The 19,921-nt window shown below is 56.5% G+C and carries 21 protein-coding genes; 18 read left to right on the top strand and 3 right to left on the bottom strand.

Annotated features, from left to right (window positions below):
- Positions 1-20 precede the first annotated feature (20 nt).
- Positions 21-992 carry a polyprenyl synthetase family protein gene (locus tag A3730_RS00750; protein WP_063519910.1) on the bottom strand — a complete coding sequence of 324 codons (972 nt, stop codon included), beginning with the start codon at positions 990-992 and terminating at the stop codon, positions 21-23.
- 264 nt (positions 993-1,256) lie between these two features.
- Here A3730_RS00750 and rplU point away from each other — a divergent pair, with 264 nt between their 5' ends.
- The 4 genes from rplU (at position 1,257) to proB (ending at position 4,405) form a co-directional block, all read left to right on the top strand.
- Complete coding sequence (gene rplU / locus A3730_RS00745) at positions 1,257-1,568, top strand: 50S ribosomal protein L21 (RefSeq protein ID WP_007148862.1); 312 nt, start codon at positions 1,257-1,259, stop codon at positions 1,566-1,568.
- 45 nt (positions 1,569-1,613) lie between these two features.
- Positions 1,614-1,874 (top strand): 50S ribosomal protein L27, encoded by a 261-nt coding sequence (gene rpmA / locus A3730_RS00740; protein WP_007149973.1) that lies wholly within the window; start codon positions 1,614-1,616, stop codon positions 1,872-1,874.
- 144 nt (positions 1,875-2,018) lie between these two features.
- Positions 2,019-3,203, top strand: coding sequence for an Obg family GTPase CgtA (gene cgtA, locus A3730_RS00735; RefSeq protein WP_063519909.1), 1,185 nt, complete (start codon positions 2,019-2,021; stop codon positions 3,201-3,203).
- Between the two features lie 71 nt (positions 3,204-3,274).
- Positions 3,275-4,405, top strand: coding sequence for a glutamate 5-kinase (gene proB, locus A3730_RS00730; RefSeq protein WP_063537249.1), 1,131 nt, complete (start codon positions 3,275-3,277; stop codon positions 4,403-4,405).
- A 72-nt stretch (positions 4,406-4,477) separates the two neighbouring features.
- Here the strand turns inward: proB and rpsT are convergent, their stop codons facing one another.
- Complete coding sequence (gene rpsT / locus A3730_RS00725; RefSeq protein ID WP_011587742.1) at positions 4,478-4,744, bottom strand: 30S ribosomal protein S20; 267 nt, start codon at positions 4,742-4,744, stop codon at positions 4,478-4,480.
- 86 nt (positions 4,745-4,830) lie between these two features.
- Here rpsT and A3730_RS30100 point away from each other — a divergent pair, with 86 nt between their 5' ends.
- The 13 genes from A3730_RS30100 (at position 4,831) to A3730_RS00665 (ending at position 18,920) form a co-directional block, all read left to right on the top strand.
- Positions 4,831-4,995: a hypothetical protein gene (locus A3730_RS30100; RefSeq protein ID WP_007149328.1), complete on the top strand. Its 165-nt coding sequence runs from the start codon at positions 4,831-4,833 to the stop codon at positions 4,993-4,995.
- A complete protein-coding gene (murJ, locus tag A3730_RS00720) occupies positions 4,992-6,557 on the top strand; it encodes a murein biosynthesis integral membrane protein MurJ (RefSeq protein ID WP_063537247.1) in 1,566 nt (521 codons plus the stop codon). The genes A3730_RS30100 and murJ overlap by 4 nt, the downstream gene beginning before the upstream one ends.
- 148 nt (positions 6,558-6,705) lie before the next feature.
- Entirely contained in the window at positions 6,706-7,689 is a 984-nt protein-coding gene (ribF, locus tag A3730_RS00715; RefSeq protein WP_063520851.1) for a bifunctional riboflavin kinase/FAD synthetase, read from the top strand.
- Between the two features lie 11 nt (positions 7,690-7,700).
- Positions 7,701-10,514 (top strand): isoleucine--tRNA ligase, encoded by a 2,814-nt coding sequence (gene ileS, locus A3730_RS00710; RefSeq protein WP_063520852.1) that lies wholly within the window; start codon positions 7,701-7,703, stop codon positions 10,512-10,514.
- The gene (lspA, locus tag A3730_RS00705; RefSeq protein WP_231880691.1) at positions 10,507-11,052 is read left to right on the top strand and encodes a signal peptidase II; all 546 of its coding nucleotides are present in this window, start codon (positions 10,507-10,509) and stop codon (positions 11,050-11,052) included. Before ileS ends, lspA begins: the two co-directional genes overlap by 8 nt.
- Entirely contained in the window at positions 11,045-11,515 is a 471-nt protein-coding gene (locus A3730_RS00700; protein WP_063537245.1) for a peptidylprolyl isomerase, read from the top strand. The genes lspA and A3730_RS00700 overlap by 8 nt, the downstream gene beginning before the upstream one ends.
- 121 nt (positions 11,516-11,636) lie before the next feature.
- Entirely contained in the window at positions 11,637-12,572 is a 936-nt protein-coding gene (gene ispH, locus A3730_RS00695; protein ID WP_063519104.1) for a 4-hydroxy-3-methylbut-2-enyl diphosphate reductase, read from the top strand.
- A gap of 250 nt (positions 12,573-12,822) precedes the next feature.
- Entirely contained in the window at positions 12,823-13,296 is a 474-nt protein-coding gene (locus tag A3730_RS00690; protein ID WP_063519103.1) for a GspH/FimT family protein, read from the top strand.
- On the top strand, positions 13,293-13,817 hold the full coding sequence (pilV, locus tag A3730_RS00685) for a type IV pilus modification protein PilV (protein WP_063519102.1): 525 nt from the start codon (positions 13,293-13,295) through the stop codon (positions 13,815-13,817). Before A3730_RS00690 ends, pilV begins: the two co-directional genes overlap by 4 nt.
- Positions 13,814-14,545, top strand: a complete 732-nt coding sequence (locus A3730_RS00680) for a PilW family protein (RefSeq protein WP_197468507.1) — start codon at positions 13,814-13,816, stop codon at positions 14,543-14,545. The genes pilV and A3730_RS00680 overlap by 4 nt, the downstream gene beginning before the upstream one ends.
- Positions 14,546-14,563: 18 nt before the next feature.
- Positions 14,564-15,079, top strand: a complete 516-nt coding sequence (locus tag A3730_RS00675; RefSeq protein WP_063519100.1) for a PilX N-terminal domain-containing pilus assembly protein — start codon at positions 14,564-14,566, stop codon at positions 15,077-15,079.
- 17 nt (positions 15,080-15,096) lie between these two features.
- Positions 15,097-18,474, top strand: coding sequence for a PilC/PilY family type IV pilus protein (locus A3730_RS00670; RefSeq protein WP_082872206.1), 3,378 nt, complete (start codon positions 15,097-15,099; stop codon positions 18,472-18,474).
- Between the two features lie 11 nt (positions 18,475-18,485).
- The gene (locus tag A3730_RS00665) at positions 18,486-18,920 is read left to right on the top strand and encodes a type IV pilin protein (RefSeq protein WP_063520562.1); all 435 of its coding nucleotides are present in this window, start codon (positions 18,486-18,488) and stop codon (positions 18,918-18,920) included.
- A 51-nt stretch (positions 18,921-18,971) separates the two neighbouring features.
- On the opposite strand, the gene A3730_RS00660 is transcribed toward A3730_RS00665, so the two are convergent.
- Entirely contained in the window at positions 18,972-19,487 is a 516-nt protein-coding gene (locus A3730_RS00660; protein WP_063520561.1) for a Tfp pilus assembly protein FimT/FimU, read from the bottom strand.
- 107 nt (positions 19,488-19,594) lie between these two features.
- On the opposite strand from A3730_RS00660, the gene A3730_RS29335 reads away from it, so the two are divergent.
- On the top strand, positions 19,595-19,921 hold a 327-nt coding region (locus A3730_RS29335), incomplete at its 3' end, for an FAD-dependent oxidoreductase (protein WP_156500713.1).

The raw sequence follows: 19,921 nt of genomic DNA, 5'->3' as shown, positions 1-19,921 counted from the left end.
TAACTCCTTGGTCAGTACGCTCAGTGGGTACGCTTCAGCGATTCTTCCGCCAGGCGGAACAGCGCATCCTTGTATGGCGAGGCGGGCACATGAGCGATCGCCTCCAGGGCGATGCGGGTCTGTTCTGCCGCCTTGTCCACCGTATATTGAAGACCGCCGCTGGCGCGAACGGTTTCAACGATTTGTTCCAGGTGCTCCAGCCCGCCGCTGCGAATGGCATCCTTGATCAGGGTGGCCTGTTCGGGGGAGCCGTTGGTGATGGTGTAGATCAGCGGCAGGGTGGGTTTGCCTTCGGCCAGGTCGTCGCCCACATTCTTGCCCAGTTCGCTGGCGTCACCCTGATAGTCAAGCACGTCGTCGATCAACTGGAAGGCGATGCCCAGGTGGCGGCCATAGGTGGCAAAGGCGTCCACATGATCGCTGGCCTGGTCCGCGCCCAGCACGGCGCCGGTTTCTGCTGCCGATTCGAACATTTTGGCGGTTTTGTGGTGAATCACCCGCATGTAGTTCTCTTCGCTGGTGTTGGGGTCGCGCACGTTGATTAGCTGCAGCACCTCCCCTTCGGAAATGGTGTTGGTGCTCTGGGAGAAAATGTCCAGCAGGCGCGGGTGGCGCAGGCCAACCATCAGTTGCAAGGCGCGGGAAATCAGGAAGTCGCCCACCAGCACGCTGGCGGCGTTGCCCCACACCGCATTGACGGTGGGGCGCCCGCGGCGCAGGTTGGATTCGTCCACCACGTCGTCGTGGAGCAGGGTGGCGGTATGCAAAAACTCGATGATGGCGGCCACGTCCACGTGGCGATCGCCCTGATAGCCGGCGGCCCGGGCGCAAAGAATGGCGATCAGCGGGCGTAGCCGCTTGCCGCCGGATTGAATGATGTAATCGCCCACTTCGCGGATCAGGGGGACGTTGGAATCCAGGTGGTGACTGATAAACTGGTTCACCGCCTCGAAGTCGTCATCGACGACGGCATAGATAGCCTTGAAATCCATGTATTCAGGTCCAGACAAAGGGTGGCGCGACAGCGGGCAATGCTAGCAGTGGCTGGCGGGTAGTCAAGGAAACCGCAGCCCCCGTGATTACTGGGTCAAGGCGAGCAGGAAAGGCTTGTAGGTCCTGGTTGCTTCGCGTACACTTCGCGACCCAATTTCATCCTCTGCCTGGCTTGCAAGTGGTGGTGGCTGTTTCCCGCACTGTTAAGGTGCTGTGGACGCCGTGGATCGCCCGCCTGAGTGGAGTTGTGCTGGAGCACACACATGTACGCAGTAATCAAAACCGGTGGTAAGCAGTATCGCGTTGAAGAAGGCGATGTTGTTCGCATCGAGAAAATTGAAGTAGCCACCGGCGAATCCGTTGATTTCGACCAGGTGCTGCTGGTTGCCAATGGCGATGACGTGAAAGTCGGCCAGCCGATGCTGGATGGCGCCAAGGTAACCGCGGAAGTGCTGGAGCAGGGCCGCCACAAGAAGATCAAGATTGTGAAGTTCCGTCGCCGTAAGCATTCCCGTAAGCAACAGGGTCACCGTCAGTGGTACACTGCGGTGAAAATCACCGGGATCCAGGGCTGATCCTTAAGACCTGATTTTCAGAAATTGAGTAGAGAGGATTGAGACATGGCGCATAAAAAAGCCGGTGGTAGTACTCGTAACGGTCGCGATTCGGAAAGTAAACGCCTTGGCGTGAAACGCTATGGCGGCCAGGTTGTCAGTGCAGGCGAAATCATTGTTCGTCAGCGCGGCACCAAATTCCACGCTGGCGTAAACGCCGGCATGGGCAAAGACCACACCATCTTTGCCAAGGAAACCGGTCGTGTGAAGTTCGAAGTCAAAGGTCCGCTGAGCCGCAAATATGTGGTAATCGAGCCTGTGGCCTGATCCTGACGGATCAGAAAAAACCCCGCGAGGCTTCGCCCGCGGGGTTTTTTTGTATTTGCGGCCGGGGCATTGCCCGGCGGTATCTGTCCCCAAAATGAATGCATTGCCGTAGAATGGCACCGTTCTGAAAGAGAGTCTGTTCCCATGCAATTTGTCGATGAAGCCACTATTGATGTCCATGCCGGAAAGGGCGGTGACGGCTGTCTGAGCTTTCGTCGCGAGAAATACGTGGAGTTTGGCGGGCCGGACGGCGGTGACGGTGGTGCCGGCGGTCATGTTTATGTGCAGGCCGATACCAATATCAACACCCTGGTGGATTACCGGTACGACCGTATCTTCAAGGCACGTAATGGTGAGCCGGGCAAGGGCCGCCAGATGACCGGCAAATCCGCTGATGATGTCATTCTGTATGTGCCGGTGGGCACCACCGTGGTCGATCTGGATACGGAAGAGGTGCTGGCGGACCTGACTGCCACCGACAAGCCGGTGATGGTGGCCCAGGCCGGTCGTGGCGGGCTGGGCAATATCCACTTCAAGAGCAGTGTGAACCAGGCGCCGCGTAAAACCACCAAGGGCAAGCCCGGCGAGTCCCGGCGCTTGCGTCTGGAGCTGAAGGTGCTGGCGGATGTGGGGCTGTTGGGTATGCCCAATGCGGGCAAGAGCACGCTGATTCGTGCCATTTCCGCGGCCAAGCCGAAAGTGGCGGATTATCCGTTTACCACCTTGATTCCGAATCTCGGGGTGGTGAAGGCGGACCGCTACCGCAGCTTTGTGGTGGCGGACATTCCCGGTCTGATCGAAGGGGCGGCGGACGGTGCTGGCCTGGGGATCCGCTTCCTCAAGCATTTGGCGCGTACCCGGTTGTTGTTGCATGTGGTGGACCTGGCGCCCATGGACGGTTCCAGCCCGGCCAATCATATTGATGCCATCGCTGATGAGCTGGACCGGTTTTCGCCGGCACTGGCGGAGCAGGAGCGCTGGCTGGTCTTCAACAAGATCGACCTGCTGGCTGATGACGAAGCCCAGGCCCAGGCGGATGCCATTGTGGATGAGCTGGGCTGGCAGGGGCCGGTGTTCAAGGTTTCGGCCGCCGCCGGGGTGGGCTGTGAGGATCTGGTTTACGCCCTGATGAATGCCATTGAGGATCGCCGTCGTCTTGAGGAGGAGGATCCAGCCTACGCCGCTGCCCAACAGGACCTGCGCGCCCGTCTGGAAGAAGAGGCCCGGGAGAAGGTGCAGGAGCTCAAGGCGGAGTCGCGTCGTGCTCGCCAGAATGATAATGACGACGACGATGATGATCACGATGTGGAAATCGTCTACGAACCGTAGCGCATTGTTGTGTCTGGCGAGTTGAGTGGCGGGAAATGCCAGATGTTCGGACCCGATGGTAAGGAGTGAGCGTGGCAGATCGCCAGCGTTGGGTAATCAAGATAGGCAGTGCCCTGCTGACCAATGACGGCAAAGGGCTGGACTGTGCGCTCATGCAAACCTGGGTGGACCGCATGGTGGCCCTGCGTGAGCGTGGCATTGAAGTGGTTATTGTCTCGTCCGGGGCGGTGGCCGAAGGCATGACCCGGCTGGGCTGGTCGGTGCGCCCGGATTCCGTGCATGAGCTGCAGGCCGCCGCCGCCGTGGGGCAGATGGGGCTGGTGCAGGCCTGGGAGACCCGCTTTCAGCAGCATCAGTTGCATACTGCCCAGGTCCTGCTCACCCACGACGATCTGTCTGATCGCAAACGCTATCTCAATGCCCGTTCTACCTTGCTGACCCTGCTGGGGTTCGGTGTGGTGCCGGTGGTGAATGAGAACGATACCGTGGTCACCGACGAAATCCGTTTTGGGGATAACGATACCCTGGCGGCGCTGGTGGCGAATCTGGTAGAGGCGGACCGGCTGCTGATTCTCACGGATCAGGAGGGCCTGTTTGATGCGGATCCGCGCAACAATGCCGATGCCAATCTGATTCGCGAGGCCCGGGCCTCGGACCCGACCATTGCCCGTGTCGCTGGCGGCGGCGGTTTATTGGGGCGCGGTGGTATGGCCACCAAGGTGCGGGCCGGCAAGTTGGCCGCTCGCTCGGGTGCGATTACCACTATTGCCTCCGGGCGTAGCCCGGAAGTGCTTATCGAGTTGGCGGATGGTCAGGGGCCGGGCACGACGTTGTTGCCGGATACCTCGCCCATGAACGCCCGCAAGCAGTGGTTGGCCGGGCATTTGCAGATGCGCGGGCGCCTGGTGCTGGATGCCGGTGCGGTGGCGCGCTTGCGTGATGGCGGCTCGAGCTTGCTGCCGGTGGGCGTGGTGGATGTGTTTGGCCAGTTTTCCCGTGGCGAGATGGTGGCGTGTGAGGATCAGCAGGGCGAGCGGATCGGCTGTGGCCTGGTGAATTACGATGCGGCGGATGCACGCCGGATTTGCCGCAAGAAAAGCGCCGAGATCGCTGGGGTTCTGGGCTTCATGAATGAGGAGGAGCTGATCCACCGGGATAATCTGGTGGTGTTTGACGCCGGAAGCCTGACGCCGGAGGCTTGACGCAACTCGCTACTGATTTTCAGACATAAAAAAACCGGCTCGAGGCCGGTTTTTTTATGTCCACCAAAGAGCTTAGGCAGCCATCGCCTTGATCTTGGTGTTCAGGCGGCTCTTGTGGCGAGCGGCCTTGTTCGGGTGAAACTTGCCCTTGCGGGTGGCTTTGTCCAGCACAGACACCGCCTGGTTGTAAGCTTCCTGAGCGCTGCCTTGGTCGCCGGACGCAATAGCCGCGTTCACCTTCTTCAGGTATGTGCGCACCATGGAGCGCATCGCTGCGTTGTGCTGACGGCGATTTTCCGCCTGACGCGCACGCTTGCGTGCTTGCGGTGAGTTAGCCAAGGTCCTGCTCCTATCTAAAATTCGAGGTCAAATTCGGTTTACGACACTGGCCCGGAAGGGCCGACCTGAGTATTGGAAGCCAATCTATGGTCAAAAAACACACGGGTCACGGTCTAAAGACGCGCAACTATGCCGATCAAGGCGGCCTGTGTCAATGGGAAAAGCCTGCTGAAATGATGATCGGCATGCGTCTCTCTGGCGGTTTGGGTGGCCTTTCGTTAACCTTCACCGGTTTCCTGGAGCGACCATGACTGATACCCCCGAGCAATCCCCGAAAAAGGCAGGTTTACTGGCGTCCACCGCCGTGGTGGCGACCATGACCATGCTGTCGCGGGTGCTGGGGCTGGTGCGTGATGTGGTGATCGCCCGGATGCTGGGCGCGTCCGCCGGCGCCGATGCCTTTTTTGTGGCTCTGAAAATTCCCAATTTCCTGCGCCGGTTGTTTGCCGAAGGGGCCTTTAACCAGGCCTTTGTGCCGGTGCTCAGCGAATATCGCAGCAATGGCAGCATGGCCGCCACCAAACTACTGGTGGACCGGGTAGCCGGCACCCTGGGTGGCACCCTGGTGCTGGTGACGTTGGTGGGGGTGCTGGCCGCGCCGGCGATTATCTGGGTGTTTGCGCCCGGTTTTGGCGATGACCCGGTGAAAAGGGCGCTGACGGTGGAGATGCTGCGCCTGACGTTCCCTTATCTTTTCTTTATTGCGCTGACGGCGTTCGCCGGCGGCATTCTCAATAGCTGGAACCGCTTTGCCGTGCCGGCTTTCACTCCGGTATTGCTGAACCTGAGCCTGATCGGCTGCGCCCTGTTTCTGGCGCCGCACTTTGCCGAAGACCGCATGGCGGTGGCCCTGGCCTGGGGGGTGTTGATCGCCGGGGTGGTGCAGTTGTTATTCCAGTTGCCCTTTCTGGCCCGGCTGAACCTGATGCCGATCCCGCGCATGGGTTGGCGCGACCCGGGTGTGCGCAAGATCATGAAACTGATGGCGCCGGCCCTGTTCGGGGCGTCGGTTTATCAGCTCAACTCTCTGGTCAACACGATTCTGGCTTCCATGCTGGAAACCGGGTCGGTGACCTGGCTGTACTACACGGACCGACTGATCGAGTTGCCGCTGGGCATTTTTGCGGTGGCCATCGGCACCGTGATTCTTCCCAGCCTGTCCAGCAAGCATGCGGATGCCTCGCCAGAGGCATTCTCGCGCACGCTGGATTGGGCGATTCGCATGGTGTTGCTGATCGGCTTGCCCGCGGCGCTGGCGTTGTTCGCACTGGCCGAGCCGCTGCTGTCTACGCTGTTCCAGTACGGGGAATTTTCCGCCTTTGATGTGACACAGACGGCGGCCTCGCTGCGAGCGTATAGCGCCGGGTTGTTGGCGGCCATGCTGATCAAGGTGTTGGCGCCGGGGTTTTACGCCCGCCAGGACACCCGCACCCCGGTGCGGATTGGGGTGCTGGCCATGCTGGCCAATATGCTGCTGGGCGCCTTGCTGGTGTGGGAGTGGCGCCATGTGGGGCTGGCCTCGGCCATGGCGCTGTCGGCCTGGCTGAATGCCGGGTTGCTGTATCTGGGGCTGCGCCGCAGTGGCGTGTACCAGCCATTGCCGGGTTGGGCGTTGCAATGGTTGCGGATGCTGTTGGCAGGGGCTGCCATGGTGGTGGCCTGCTACTGGTTGTCGTTGCAGACGGTGGTGTGGAATGAGGCCGGGGTGTGGTCGCGGGTTGGCTGGCTGTCGCTGATTGTTGCTGCCGGCGTGGTGATTTATCTGTCGTCACTGGTGGTGTTAGGTTTGCGGGTGCGCCATCTGCGCCGTTAAGGCGTCTGCCTGGCGCTTCGTTTTACTCGCTCCGGTCTGCATCGCCGATGGTGTGCCTGGTTTTGATTTGGCGTGAAGCATGCTGGCCTGTTGCGTGCAGCGTAGTGGTGTTCCTGTATAATCGGGCGTCTTTTGAGATGAGGGTGAGATGCGACTGATTCGCGGCATTCACAATCTGCGCGACACGCATCGCGGCTGTGTGGCCACCATCGGCAATTTCGATGGGGTGCATCAGGGTCACCAGCGCATTCTGGATCAAGTGATCGCAGAGGCCCGTCGTCGTGGTTTGAAATCCACGGTGATGTTGTTTGAGCCGCAGCCTCAGGAATTCTTTTCTCCCCAGACCGCGCCGCCGCGACTGATGTCGCTGCGCGACAAGTTGATCGCTCTGCGCGAGGCCGGTGTGGATCAGGTGCTGTGCGTGCGCTTTGATGAGCGTTTTCGCTCTCTAACCGCCCAGGCCTTCGTGAAAGCCCTGTTGGTGGATGGCCTGGGCGTGGAATATCTGGTGGTTGGGGATGATTTCCGTTTCGGTTGTGGCCGGGACGGTGATTTCGCCTACCTGCAGCAGGCCGGCCAGCAGTTCGGCTTTGCGGTGACGGATACCGCTACCTGTGAGGTCGACGGTGAGCGGGTGTCCAGTACGCGGGTGCGGGCGGCGCTGTGTGACGGCGATTTTGCTCTGGCAGAGCGCTTGCTGGGGCGACCTTTTGCCATCAGTGGGCGGGTGCGCCATGGTGACAAGATCGGTCGGACCCTCGGCCTGCCCACGGTGAATCTGGCACTGAAGCGGTTGCAGTCTCCCTTGCACGGCGTCTTCGCGGTGACGGTCACCGGTGCCGGGCTAACCGATCAGCCGGGGGCGGCCAATATGGGCACGCGGCCCACGGTGAATGGCACGGAAAACCGTCTGGAGGTCTACCTGCTGGATTACAGTGATTCGGCGGGTGGTGCTGGTTCGGACGACACGCAGCACACGCATCAAGACAGCCTTTATGGCGCACACCTGACTGTGGCCTTCTGCCATTATGTGCGCCCGGAAGAAAAATTCGCGGATCTGGACCAGCTCAAGACTGCCATCCGGCAGGATGTGGACGCGGTTCGGGCTTTTTTTGATATGCCTACGGTGTAATAAGCGGAATCATGACGGACTACAAGGCAACGCTAAACCTTCCCCAAACCGGCTTTCCGATGAAAGCCGGCCTGTCCCAGCGTGAACCTGCGCGGCTCAAAGAGTGGCAGCAAAAGCAGCTGTACCAGAAGATTCGCGAGACCTTTGCCGGTCGGCCCAAGTTCATTCTTCATGATGGTCCTCCCTACGCCAACGGCGATATTCATATCGGCCACGCGGTGAACAAGATCCTCAAGGACATGATCGTCAAGTCCCGCACCTTGGCGGGCTTCGACGCGCCCTATGTGCCGGGCTGGGATTGCCATGGTCTGCCCATCGAGCTGATGGTGGAGAAGAAAGTCGGCAAGGCCGGACACAAGGTGGACGCCGGTACCTTCCGCAAGAAATGCCGCGAATACGCCAGCAAACAGGTGGCCGGACAGAAGTCCGACTTTATGCGTCTGGGCGTGTTTGGCGACTGGGATAACCCCTACCTGACCATGGATTTTGCCTTCGAGGCGAACATCATCCGCTCGCTGGGCAAGATTGTGGACAACGGCCACCTGCAGCAGGGCTTCAAGCCGGTGCATTGGTGTCTGGATTGCGCCTCCGCGTTGGCGGAAGCGGAAGTAGAATACGAAGACAAAACCTCGCCGGCCATCGATGTGGCATTCCCGGTGGTGGATGTGGCGGACTTTGTTGCCCGCTCAGGCATTGAAGCCAGCGCTCCGGCGCTGGTGATCTGGACCACCACCCCCTGGACTCTGCCGGCCAACCGGGCGGTGGCAGTGCACCCGGAGCTGGATTATCTGCTGCTTTCCGGCGAGCAGGACGGCGTGGCCCGTGAGCTGCTGGTGGCGGAGGCGTTGGCCGATGATCTGGTGGCACGCTGGGGGTTGGTCAATGTGTCCCGTTCGGCCACCGTCACCGGCAGCAAGCTGGAAATGATGGCTTTGCAGCATCCCTTCCTGGAGGCCCAGGTGCCAGTGATCTTCGGTGAGCACGTCACCACCGACGCCGGTACCGGCCTGGTGCACACCGCCCCGGGCCATGGTGCCGATGACTTTGTGGTGGGCAAGCAGTACGACCTGGATCCGATCAGCCCGGTGCTGGATAACGGCCTGTTCCGCGACGATCTGCCCGTGGTGGGTGGCCTGCATGTGAGCAAGGCCAACGAGCCGGTGATCGAGGCGCTGAAAGACAGCGGCAACCTGGTCAAGTTGGCGAAAATTGAACACAGCTACCCGCATTGCTGGCGTCATAAAACGCCGCTGATTTTCCGTGCCACGGCGCAGTGGTTTGTGTCCATGGATCAGGCGGGCCTGTTGCCCCGCGCCCGTCAGGAAGTCGACAAGGTGCAGTGGCTGCCCGAGTGGGGCAAGGCGCGCATTGAAGGCATGCTCACCGATCGTCCCGACTGGTGTATTTCCCGTCAGCGCACCTGGGGTGTGCCGATTGCCCTTTTTGTTAATAAGGAAACCAGCGAGCTGCACCCGGATACGCCGGCCCTGATCGAGCAAGTGGCCGAGCGAGTAGAGAAAGCAGGCATTGATGCCTGGTTTGATCTGGAGCCGGCGGAGCTGCTGGGTGAAGACGCGGACCAGTACAGCAAGGTCACCGATACCCTGGACGTGTGGTTCGATTCCGGTGTGACCCATTATTGCGTGCTGGACCAGCGCGAGCAGCTGCGCGCGCCGGCGGACCTGTATCTGGAAGGCTCGGATCAGCATCGTGGCTGGTTCCAGTCGTCACTGCTGACCAGCCTGGCGATTCGCGACGCAGCCCCATACAGCACCGTGTTGACCCATGGTTTCACCGTGGACGAGCACGGTCGCAAGATGTCCAAGTCAGTGGGCAACGTGATTGCCCCACAGGAAGTCTGGAATGACCTGGGTGCGGATATTCTGCGCCTGTGGGTCTGCGCCACCGATTACCGGGGCGAGATGTCCGTGTCCAAGGATATCCTCAAGCAGATGGGCGACAGCTATCGCCGTATCCGCAATACCAGCCGTTTCCTGCTCTCCAACCTGAGCGGTTTCGAGCCTGGGACGGATGCGCTGCAGCCGGAGCAAATGCTGGCGCTGGACCGCTACATCGTGGACCGGGCGTTGCAAGTCCAGGGCGAGATCGAAGACCTGTACGACGGCTACCACTTTCATCAGGTTTATCAGAAGCTGCATAACTTCTGCGCGCTGGATCTGGGCGGTTTTTACCTGGATATCATCAAGGATCGCCAGTACACGACCCAGGCTGATTCCGTGGCACGGCGCTCCTGCCAGACGGCTTTGTACCATATCGCCCAGGCGCTGGTGCGCTGGATGGCGCCGGTGCTCAGCTTTACCGCCGAGGAAATCTACGAGAACCTGCCCGGCGAGCGGCTCGATTCCGTGTTCCTGGCCGAATGGTACGACGGCCTGTTTGCGCTGGCCGGCGATGCCGATATGGGCCGGGTGTTCTGGGACAAGGTGCAGGACGCCAAGCAGGCAGTGAACAAGGCCATCGAAGGGGCCCGTGCTGCCAAGTTGATCAAGGGTAGCCTGAGCGCTGAGGTGGTGCTGTTTGTGGACTCTGAGCAGAGTGCGTTGTTACAGCGTCTGGGCGATGAATTGCGTTTTGTCACCATTACTTCTGCCGCTGTGCTCAAGCCATTGGCAGAAGCCCCGGCAGAGTTGGAAGACACTGCTGTGGCGGGATTGAAAGTACAGGTGCTGGCCTCGGATCACAGCAAGTGTGCTCGCTGCTGGCATCACCAGCCGGACGTAGGTAGCCACGCTGATCATCCGGAGCTGTGTGGGCGCTGTATCACCAATGTGGATGGTGACGGCGAGGTGCGACACTATGCCTGATAATACGTCGAGTGCCGGACGCCAGATGCCGGACAGTGCAAAAAAACGGCTGCCTGGCCAGCTATCCTGGTTATGGCTGACGGCGCTGATTATCGCGCTGGACCAATGGACCAAGCATGAAGTGGTGGCGGTGTTTTCTCTGTATGAGCGGCTGGAAGTCTTTCCGCACTTCAACCTGACCCTGGCCTATAACAGCGGTGCCGCATTCAGCTTTCTGGCCGATGCGGGCGGTTGGCAGCGCTGGTTCTTTACGGCTATTGCGGTGGGCGCCTCGGTGATGATTCTGATCTGGCTGGCCCGGCTTACCGCTGCCGAGAAACTGCAAGGGGTGGCCCTGTCGCTGATTCTTGCCGGTGCCCTGGGCAATTTCTATGATCGATTGGTGCTGGGGCATGTGGTGGATTTTCTCGACTTCTACTGGGGCGATTATCATTTTCCGGCCTTCAATATTGCTGACACCGCCATCACTATCGGTGCCGGATTGATTCTGCTGGATATGCTGCTGGGAGCCAGAAAGGAGCCCAAAGACAATGACTGAATTACTGCGAGCAGGCCCGGAAACCCGGATTACCCTGCATTTTGCCGTGCGCCTGATGGACGGCACGGACCTGGACTCCACCTTTGATGGTGAGCCCGCCTCTTTTGTGTGGGGCGATGAGTCCCTGCTGCCGGGCTTTGAAAATGCCATTCGTGGTCTCAAGGCCGGTGATCGTCGCAGCGTTTTTCTGGAAGCCGCCAAGGCGTTCGGCGAGTATAACGAGCAGAATGTGCAGCATTTCACCCGCGACACCTTCGCCGAGCACGATTCCCTGGAGCCCGGCATGGTGCTGAGTTTCGCCGATGCGGCCGGTGCCGAACTGCCAGGCGTGATCGCCAAGGCGGACGATGAGTGGGTGATGGTGGATTTCAATCATCCGCTGGCAGGCCGGGATCTCACCTTTGAAGTGGAAATTATCGGTATCGAGCGTCACGCCCCCGAGCAGCCATTTAAAATCAGTTGATAGTTGACAGTGGAAAGTTGACAGTTAACTGAAGAGAAGTCATTGCTGGTATCGGCATTCGTTTGGCGGAAGGCCGTTGGTTTTCCGCTATCAATTATCAACTATCAACTGTCAACTGCTTATGGAAGTTCGTCTCGCTAATCCCCGTGGCTTCTGTGCTGGCGTGGATCGTGCCATCGATATCGTCAACCGCGCCCTGGAGGTATTCGGCCCGCCGATCCATGTCCGTCACGAAGTGGTGCATAACCGCTATGTGGTGGAAGACCTGCGTCAGCGAGGTGCCGTGTTTGTGGAAGAACTGCACGAAGTGCCGGACGACGCCATTGTCATTTTCAGCGCCCACGGCGTCTCCAAAGCGGTGCAGGAAGAGGCCGAGCGGCGCCAGCTGCAGGTTTTCGATGCCACCTGCCCGCTGGTCACCAAGGTGCATATGGAAGTCATTCGGTATGCCCGTGAAGGCCGTGAAAGCATCCTGATTGGTCATGCTGGCCATCCAGAAGTGGAAGGCACCATGGGCCAGTACGATACATCCTATGGGGGCGACATCTATCTGGTGGAAGACGAAGCCGACGTGGCAAGCCTGACGGTGCGCGATGAAAGCAAACTGGCTTTCGTCACCCAGACCACCCTGAGTGTGGATGATACCGCCAGAGTCATTGATGCCCTGCGCCAGCGTTTTCCGGCGATCCTTGGCCCCAAACGCGAAGATATCTGCTACGCCACCACCAACCGCCAGGATGCCGTACGCCAGCTGGCGCTGGAGTGTGGTCTGGTGCTGGTGGTCGGCTCGGTAAACAGTTCCAACTCCAACCGGCTGCGTGAGCTGGCCGAACGCTGTGGTGCGGATGCCTACCTGATTGACGAGCCGTCGCAGATTGATGCGGACTGGCTGAAAGGTAAAGCCTCTGTTGGTGTCACCGCCGGCGCCAGCGCCCCTGAGGACCTGGTGCAGCAGGTCGTTGCTACACTCAAGAGCTTGGGAGGCAAAGACGCCGAAGAAATCCCCGGCCGTGAAGAAAACATCCGCTTCTCCATGCCCAAGGCGCTACGCCCGTAGCGCCTGTCCCGTCTTTTAGACCGTCCATTCTTCCGCAGCCAAGCCTAGTTCTTTTGGCTAAGCAAAAAAATGCTCTAGTCTACGATTAAAGTGTGAGACCTCTCACACACTAAAGTACCAAAATTCATTATTTTTCAGCAGCTTATACCGTTCGGGTGCGGCAAGGCCCCACTGGTCTCCATTCAATTGATGGTCGGCGGCGCATTGCTAAAGTGATATCCACGTCTATTAAGAATCACTTGGGGCAGGGATGAAGAAACAGGAATCCGGTTTTTCACTGGTCGAGCTAATAGTGTCTTTGCTGGTGTTGAGCGTGTTGTTGGCCTATGCCATTCCTTCTTACCAAAGAGTGACGGCCAGTAATGCGTTGCGCTCCACGGTGGCTGACATGATTACAGCACTGAAAATGGCCAAGATGCAGTCCGTGAGTTTGCGCCAGCAGGTCAGTGTCACGCCGGAGACGGGCACTGACTGGCAAACCGGCTGGGTATTGGATTTTCCTGGAGGCAGTGTAGAAAAAGATCAAACCTTTTTGCCTGCCGGGGATGTGGTGGTTACCCAAACGCTGGGATCCGCCGGGCCGGTATTCAAGCCGGATGGTTTCACCAGCAACACCCCGGTGGCGTTCCGGTTGTGCAACGCGAAAGCCGGGGATAGTGGTCGACTGGTCAGCGTGTCAGTCGTGGGGCGAGTCAGTAGCGAGGATGTCAGTTGCAGCCCATGAGAAAACAACAGCAAGTACAAAAAGTACACACCCAAAGAGGTGTTGGTCTGGTGGAGGTTCTGGTTGCATTGCTGATACTGGCAATTGGAGTACTGGGGTATGCCGGTTTGCAGTTGGCGGCCTTGAAAGGCGCAGAAGAAGCCAATAACCGCTCCCAGGCAACCCTGATCAGCCAGGATGCACTGGAAAGAATTGAATCCAACCGGGCTGAACGAGCCACATACCTTGCGACTGCAAGCTGGCCTGACGCTCCGGTAACACCGGGCGGGGACCCTGAAACTGGCTGCCAAGGGGCAGACTGTTCTGCTGCACAGATGGCCGCGCTGGATATTGCCCAGCTGGCCTGGCTTTCCGGAAATCAGCTGCCAAATGGTCGTGTGCAGGCAGCCCCTTGCAACGGCAACAGCATGAGTTGCGTCATTGTGAGCTGGGGAAAAATGGAGCCGGATGATTGTCTTACCGCGACGGGTATCAACATGGATGAATCTGCAACGTGTGTGGTGCTGGAGGTGTCGCGATGAGAGTTGCACAGAAAGGTTTTAGCCTGGTGGAATTAATGGTCGCCTTGGTGCTCGGTTTGATTGTTACAGCGGCGGCTATCCAGCTTTTTATTACCAATCAGAAAACGTTCGTACTTCAGCAAACTGCGTCGCAGCTGCAGCAGGATAGTCAGCAGGTAATGCGGTTCATGATTAGGGATCTACGTAAAGCGGGTCTTATTTGGGATACGGTCACTGCGACTAGGGATATGGGCATACAGTTTTCTAACTGGAGTGGAGAAATTCCCGCTTCTGCAGAGGGTACGGATAATGATCGCCTGACTCTGGCCTATAACGGAAAAAGTGATTGTGCTGGTAATACGGTGGCGGATTGGACAGAAGTGGCGACAACCTATTACGTAGATGATGAAAGCCTGTATTGCAAGGGTAGCCTTGATACCAATGTAGTGGTTGAGCTGGTTCCGGGAGTGGAAAGTTTTCAGGTCTTGTACGGCATTGACACCAATAGCGATGGAGCCTTGGGGGTGTCGCGTTATGTGACGCAAGACCAAGTGCCGGCAGATACTCCCGTTGTGGCGGTGAAAATAGGGTTGCTGCTGTCCCGGGCAAATGATGCATTGCCTGAAAGTGATGGGACCAGGGAGTTTCATATTCTGGGTGAGACCTTGACAGAGCCAGCGGATCGCGCAATGAGAAAGGCACTTAGCACCACGGTGCGGTTGAGAAATTATGATTGGGATGCAATTTGATATGACGAAGGTGGAGCAATGAACAAGCAAACGGGTGCTGCACTTCTGGTGGCCTTGCTCATTCTGGTGGCGATATCTTTGCTGGGTATCTCGGCCATGAAAACCAGTATGTTTTCCTCCAGGGTATCAACCGGTATGCAGGCCGATGCCATGGTGTTCGAAGGCGCAGAGAGTGCCATTGTTGAGGCGTATGAAGAACTTGATGGCATGAGCACGATTAATCTCTCCAACTTTTTGGGCGGGGACGTTATGACCCGGTGTGTGGTGTCTGACAACCCTCGCAAGGATGGATTGTGTGCGGGTGCTGATTTTATGGATAGTCGTGGTTTGCTCAAGGCGAGTTCAACCTCGCAAGTGAATGGCTTCAGGCTGATTTCCGGTGCGCAGATAAGCTCTACGGGTAATGGCGGGACCTTCGTGGATTACCAGGTGGAAATATCAGGAAACAGCGAGATGGCAACGTTTAATATTGGCGATTTGCATGTGCAGGAATTGCTCAAACGTGGGATTTTGCCAAGTGCTGAAATTCAATAAGGCAGGGGGATAGAACGATGATGTCAGTAAATAGGCTTGCCACAATGCTGTGTCTGGCTCTTTGCCTTCCGATGGCAAATGTATATGCCGATGACACTGAAATTTTCTTTGCGGATGCGGATGCGGACAATAACCAAAATGCGCCGGCTGCCAATGTCATGGTAATGCTGGATAGCTCAGGCAGTATGGCCTGGTGTGAAACCAGTAATTGTCAGCCGGGCGAAGTGCAGCGCATTGATATGACCAAAGAAGCATTCAGCGATATGGTGGATGCGCTGCCGGACCGGGTCAACATGGGGCTTGGTCGTTTTCATAATGGCAATGATGGCAAGGTGATTTTTCCCGTCTCAGAGATGACTGACGGGGGGCGCGCGGCGATCAAATATGCGGTGAATGAAATTTTCCCGACGGGGGGAACGCCGACCTTTACAGCCTACAATGAAATGGGTCGTTATATGCTGGGTAAAGATGCCATTACCAGTAATGGGTTTCCGCAAAACGCCTGTGTGGACATGAGTATTGAAAAAAATTGTGTCACACAACCGGTAACAAATAACCAAGGTGACTTCGTGTATGAAGGGCCTTGGATTAGCGCGCCTGCGTTGACCAGCTGCCAGAACCTTCCTCAGCAGTTTGAGAATTATGATTGCCGTATTTCTTACGGGAATTACCAGCCTTCCGGCGGAGCCTGTGATCCAAACGATGGTAGCTGTGATGTTCGCTATGAAGGGCCGTTTGAGCCTCTAACATCGGGAAGCTGTGATGCAACAAATGAAAATTGTCGTGTTACCAGTTGGTCAAGCTGGAGTGCTTGGGGCACAGGTGGTTCCAACTATTGTAGCAATAATTCCAAGAATCAGGGGTGGTGCCAAGAGCAAACCAGAACAGAGCGAGTTTGTGTCTGGATTTTTTGTCGAGATGTTACGGAGTACCGAAAGCGTACAGCTACAAGCTTTGAGCTTCGTGCCCCAGTGTATTACGAGCGAAGCGAGGAAGTTCAGGTACGCGCCGTAAAACTGGAGCAAGTATGTGGCCAGCCAACAACAACCTGTAATAGCTACGCGCCGATTTATTCCAACGGTGACTATATTTCACCAATGAATTCAGCCAATCAATGTGAGCGCAATTATGTGGTCATGATGACAGATGGTGAGCCCAGTGGTGACGACGGTGTGAATGACAACCCCAGCGATGATCGTTTGCCTAACTGTGACGACAATAACTTTAGCGAAAGTGATAGTTACTTCTGCCAACGTAAGCTTGCGGCGGCGATGAATCAGTCCAAATATGAAGAGCACGAAAGGGTAAAAACCTACACCGTTGGGCTCTACATGGATGAGTACAGCCTTGATAACGATAACGTTATCTACCTGGACGATGTGGCCGAGGCTGGGGGGGGCGAAACCTTTAATGCTGAGTCCGGTTCCGAGCTTGCTGCTGCATTCATGAATATTATCGACCTGGTTGATGAACAGTCCCGTTCGGTCTCTTCTCCTGGTGTTGCGGTTAACCAGATGAATCGTTTTGAACACCTGGATCAGCTGTATTACTCTATTTTCCAGCCTGCGATTAGCAGCTTCTGGGAAGGTAATTTGAAAAAATACGAGCTGGAAGGTGATGAAATTCACGGCCAGAATGGCAATGCGATCAGTGACAATACAGGCTATTTTACCGCCACTTCCAGAAGTTTCTGGAGTGATGAAACTGATGGTTATGACGCCACAAAAGGGGGGGCAAGAGGGGAACTGGAAACTAACGGTCATACCCTTTTCTATACGGATGCAAATACGGGAAGTAACTCGACGCTGCCCAGGCTTGATTGGGACAAGATCAACACCGATGAAGGTAAACCCAAGACCTTCTTTGGCCTGGATGCCACAGCCAGCGATGAAATGACCCAGGACTTGGTGACGAAGCTGAGGAGTCTGTGGGCTGACCCTATGCACAGCGTGCCCGTGTTGGTGAACTATGGTGGTACGAGTGACGATGCCAATGATCAGAATAATGTGGTTTTTGTGTCCACCAACGGAGGTATGCTGCACGCCATCAATGCCAAAAATGGTTCAGAAGAATTCACTTTCATGCCCTATGAAATGATTTCCAAGGCCAATCAGTTTACGACGCACCGTCCTGGCCTGAAGGATAACAAGCGCCAGGTTTATGGGCTGGATGGTAGTTGGGTGGCCTGGCGCCGCCCAGGTAGTAATGCGGATAATAGCCCTTCAGCGGTTTACTTGTATGGTGGCATTCGCCGTGGCGGTCGTAGCTATTACGCTCTGGATGTATCGAACCTGAATGCGCCGAAGCTTAAATGGCAAATTACGGGTGGTGCGGGTGACTTTGAAAAACTGGGTCAAACCTGGTCAACACCTACCTTGACCCAGATACCCGTTGGTGAAGATGTGCTGCCGGTGTTGGTGTTTGGTGGCGGCTACAGCCCGGCGGATCACGACCGTACCGAGAATTTTGATGCGGAAGATCGTAGCACGGAAGATGAGATGGGTAATGCCATCTACATCGTGAATGCGCAGACCGGTGATCTGGTGTGGTCTGCTTCTGGTGATGATGTAGCATCCATGAAATGGGCTATTCCCAGCAGTATTTCAGTCGTCGACAAAAACCTGGATGGCGCTGCCGACCACCTTTATTTTGGTGACTTGGGTGGACAGGTGTTCCGCGTTGATATCGACCAGACTGGTGATAGGAATATGGCCGTCCACCGCTTGGCTGATTTTGGCGGTGATGATGAAAATCATCGTCGCTTCTACGAAGCGCCAGCTATTACCTATGTAAAAGAAGGCTTCAATGAGTTTTTATCGGTGGCCATCGGCTCAGGATATCGTGCGCATCCAAAAGATAAAGACATCGAAGAAGCCTTTATTGTTTTTAATGACGAGAAGGCATTCAGTAATCCGTCTGCGCCGGACAAGGTACTTGGTCTCAGTGACTTGAGCGAGATTTCCCGTACCGGAACGGAAGGTGCGGACACCTCCAAGCCGGGTTGGTTCTACAAGTTGAACGCCTTGGACGGTGAAAAAGCGCTGTCATCCCCGTCGGTGATCAATGGTGTGGTTCGCTTCAGTTCTTATTCGCCCGTAGCAAGCAGTAATCCAGACAACCCATGTGCGGTTAGTCTGGGTACCTCTTTTATTCATACGGTGGCTCTCAAGGACGGTGCGCCTGCAGCCCTAAATGATGGCGACGTCACCAGCCGTAGTGAGGAGTTGAAGCAGCAGACATTGCCGCCAACCCCGGTGCTGCTTACCAATGAGGAGGGTGAAGTGAAGGTTGTGGTTGGTACGGAGGTTGTCGGGGACGATGATCTTGGCAATATGGGCTTGCGCAAAACCCGCTGGTACCAGATGTCCGAAGATACTGCTGCGCCTGGATCGTAAGGAGGGTGGATATGTATCGAGCAAAGAACAATAGGCTAAATCAGCAGGGGTTTACGCTGATCGAGCTGTTTATTGTGGTTCTGATTATCGGTGTGTTAGCGGCAGTTGCTTACCCAAGCTACACCAGCCATGTTGAATCTACTCGCCAGTCAGCTGTAAAGGCGCAAATCATGGAGCTGGCTGCTGCGATGGAGGCGTTCCGTTCGCGAAATTTTTCGTATAGCGGTGCGGCCTCCGACACAGCGATTACCTCCAGAACTGCGAATGACTTCTATACGGTGTCAGTTACCGTGGATGCGAGTGATGTCCAAAGCTATACAATTGCTGCGGTGCCTGTTGCAGCAAAAAACATGAATGGCACTGAAACATTCATGCTTAATGAGCAAGGCGAGACCTGTATGAAAGTGGCTGCAACTTGCAGTATGGCTACGGATCACTCTTGGTGAAATTGCTTCAGAATTTGGGGGCGTAAGCCCCTGTTTCTATGTCTGCTTATGTTACGGGCAGAGGTTCCCCGGTAGCGCTTCAATTCTCGTTCTTCCGATCCAGTTCATTACGATTTTCCTGCCAGCATGGTTGTTGCAAATATAAAAGCTGCCGTTTTGGAAATGGCTGATGCCGCTGCTATGGAAGACAAGAGAGTTTCCATTAAACCTTTTCCACTCAAGGGTTGTATTACCTGGGAAGTTGAGTGACTCGATAACTTCTCCGGTCTCTAGTTGACCGTTTTGGTTGTCGTCCCTTCCCATTATCAGTGAATCTGTTTGATTGAATGTTGAGCATCCGGTGTTCCCTGCGCAGATCATTCGCTGTGACCGGTCACTGAGTGCGCCTGCACGGGCTTTCAGTATGAGGTTGTGGACAGAGTAGGCCGACGAGATAACTTGGTATCTTGGGATGAAATCGGTGAACAGCGTATGGGTAATGGTTGCGAATATGGCCAGAATAGCTGCAGACACAAGAGCTTCGAGGAGCGTGAAGCCTTTAGAGGCGATTTTGTGACGTTTTTTCATATGCCTTTAGCCCTAAAATTATCTGGTTGTCAGATGCTATCCGGGTTTTTAACGAAGGCGTGTGGTAATGTTGCTTCACTTCTTATAGGTAATAGTCCCCTTGATTCATGTCTGATGTGCTCGTATTAGGTGGAGGCATTGTCGGCCTCTTGAGTGCGCTTGAACTCACAAAGCGTGATCTCAGTGTAACCGTGATTGATGGCGGTCCGCCGCCGGCATCCTGGGCTGGCGGTGGAATTCTTTCCCCCTTGTTCGCGTGGCGTCATTCTTCTTTTCTCAATCGGTTGACCCACGATGGAGTGAGCCGCTATCAAACTCTGGTGTTAATGCTTGAGGAATCCGGTTTTCTGGACCGCAAGGCGGTCCTGCACTTGGGTGGCATGTGGGTCCAGGTGGCGGGGGCGGAGTTGACTCGTGCGCAGAGGTGGGCTGAG

Source organism: Alcanivorax sp. HI0044, assembly GCF_001634945.1.
Note: the sequence above shows the minus strand (reverse complement) of the source record. Positions and strands in the feature narration are given on the sequence as shown.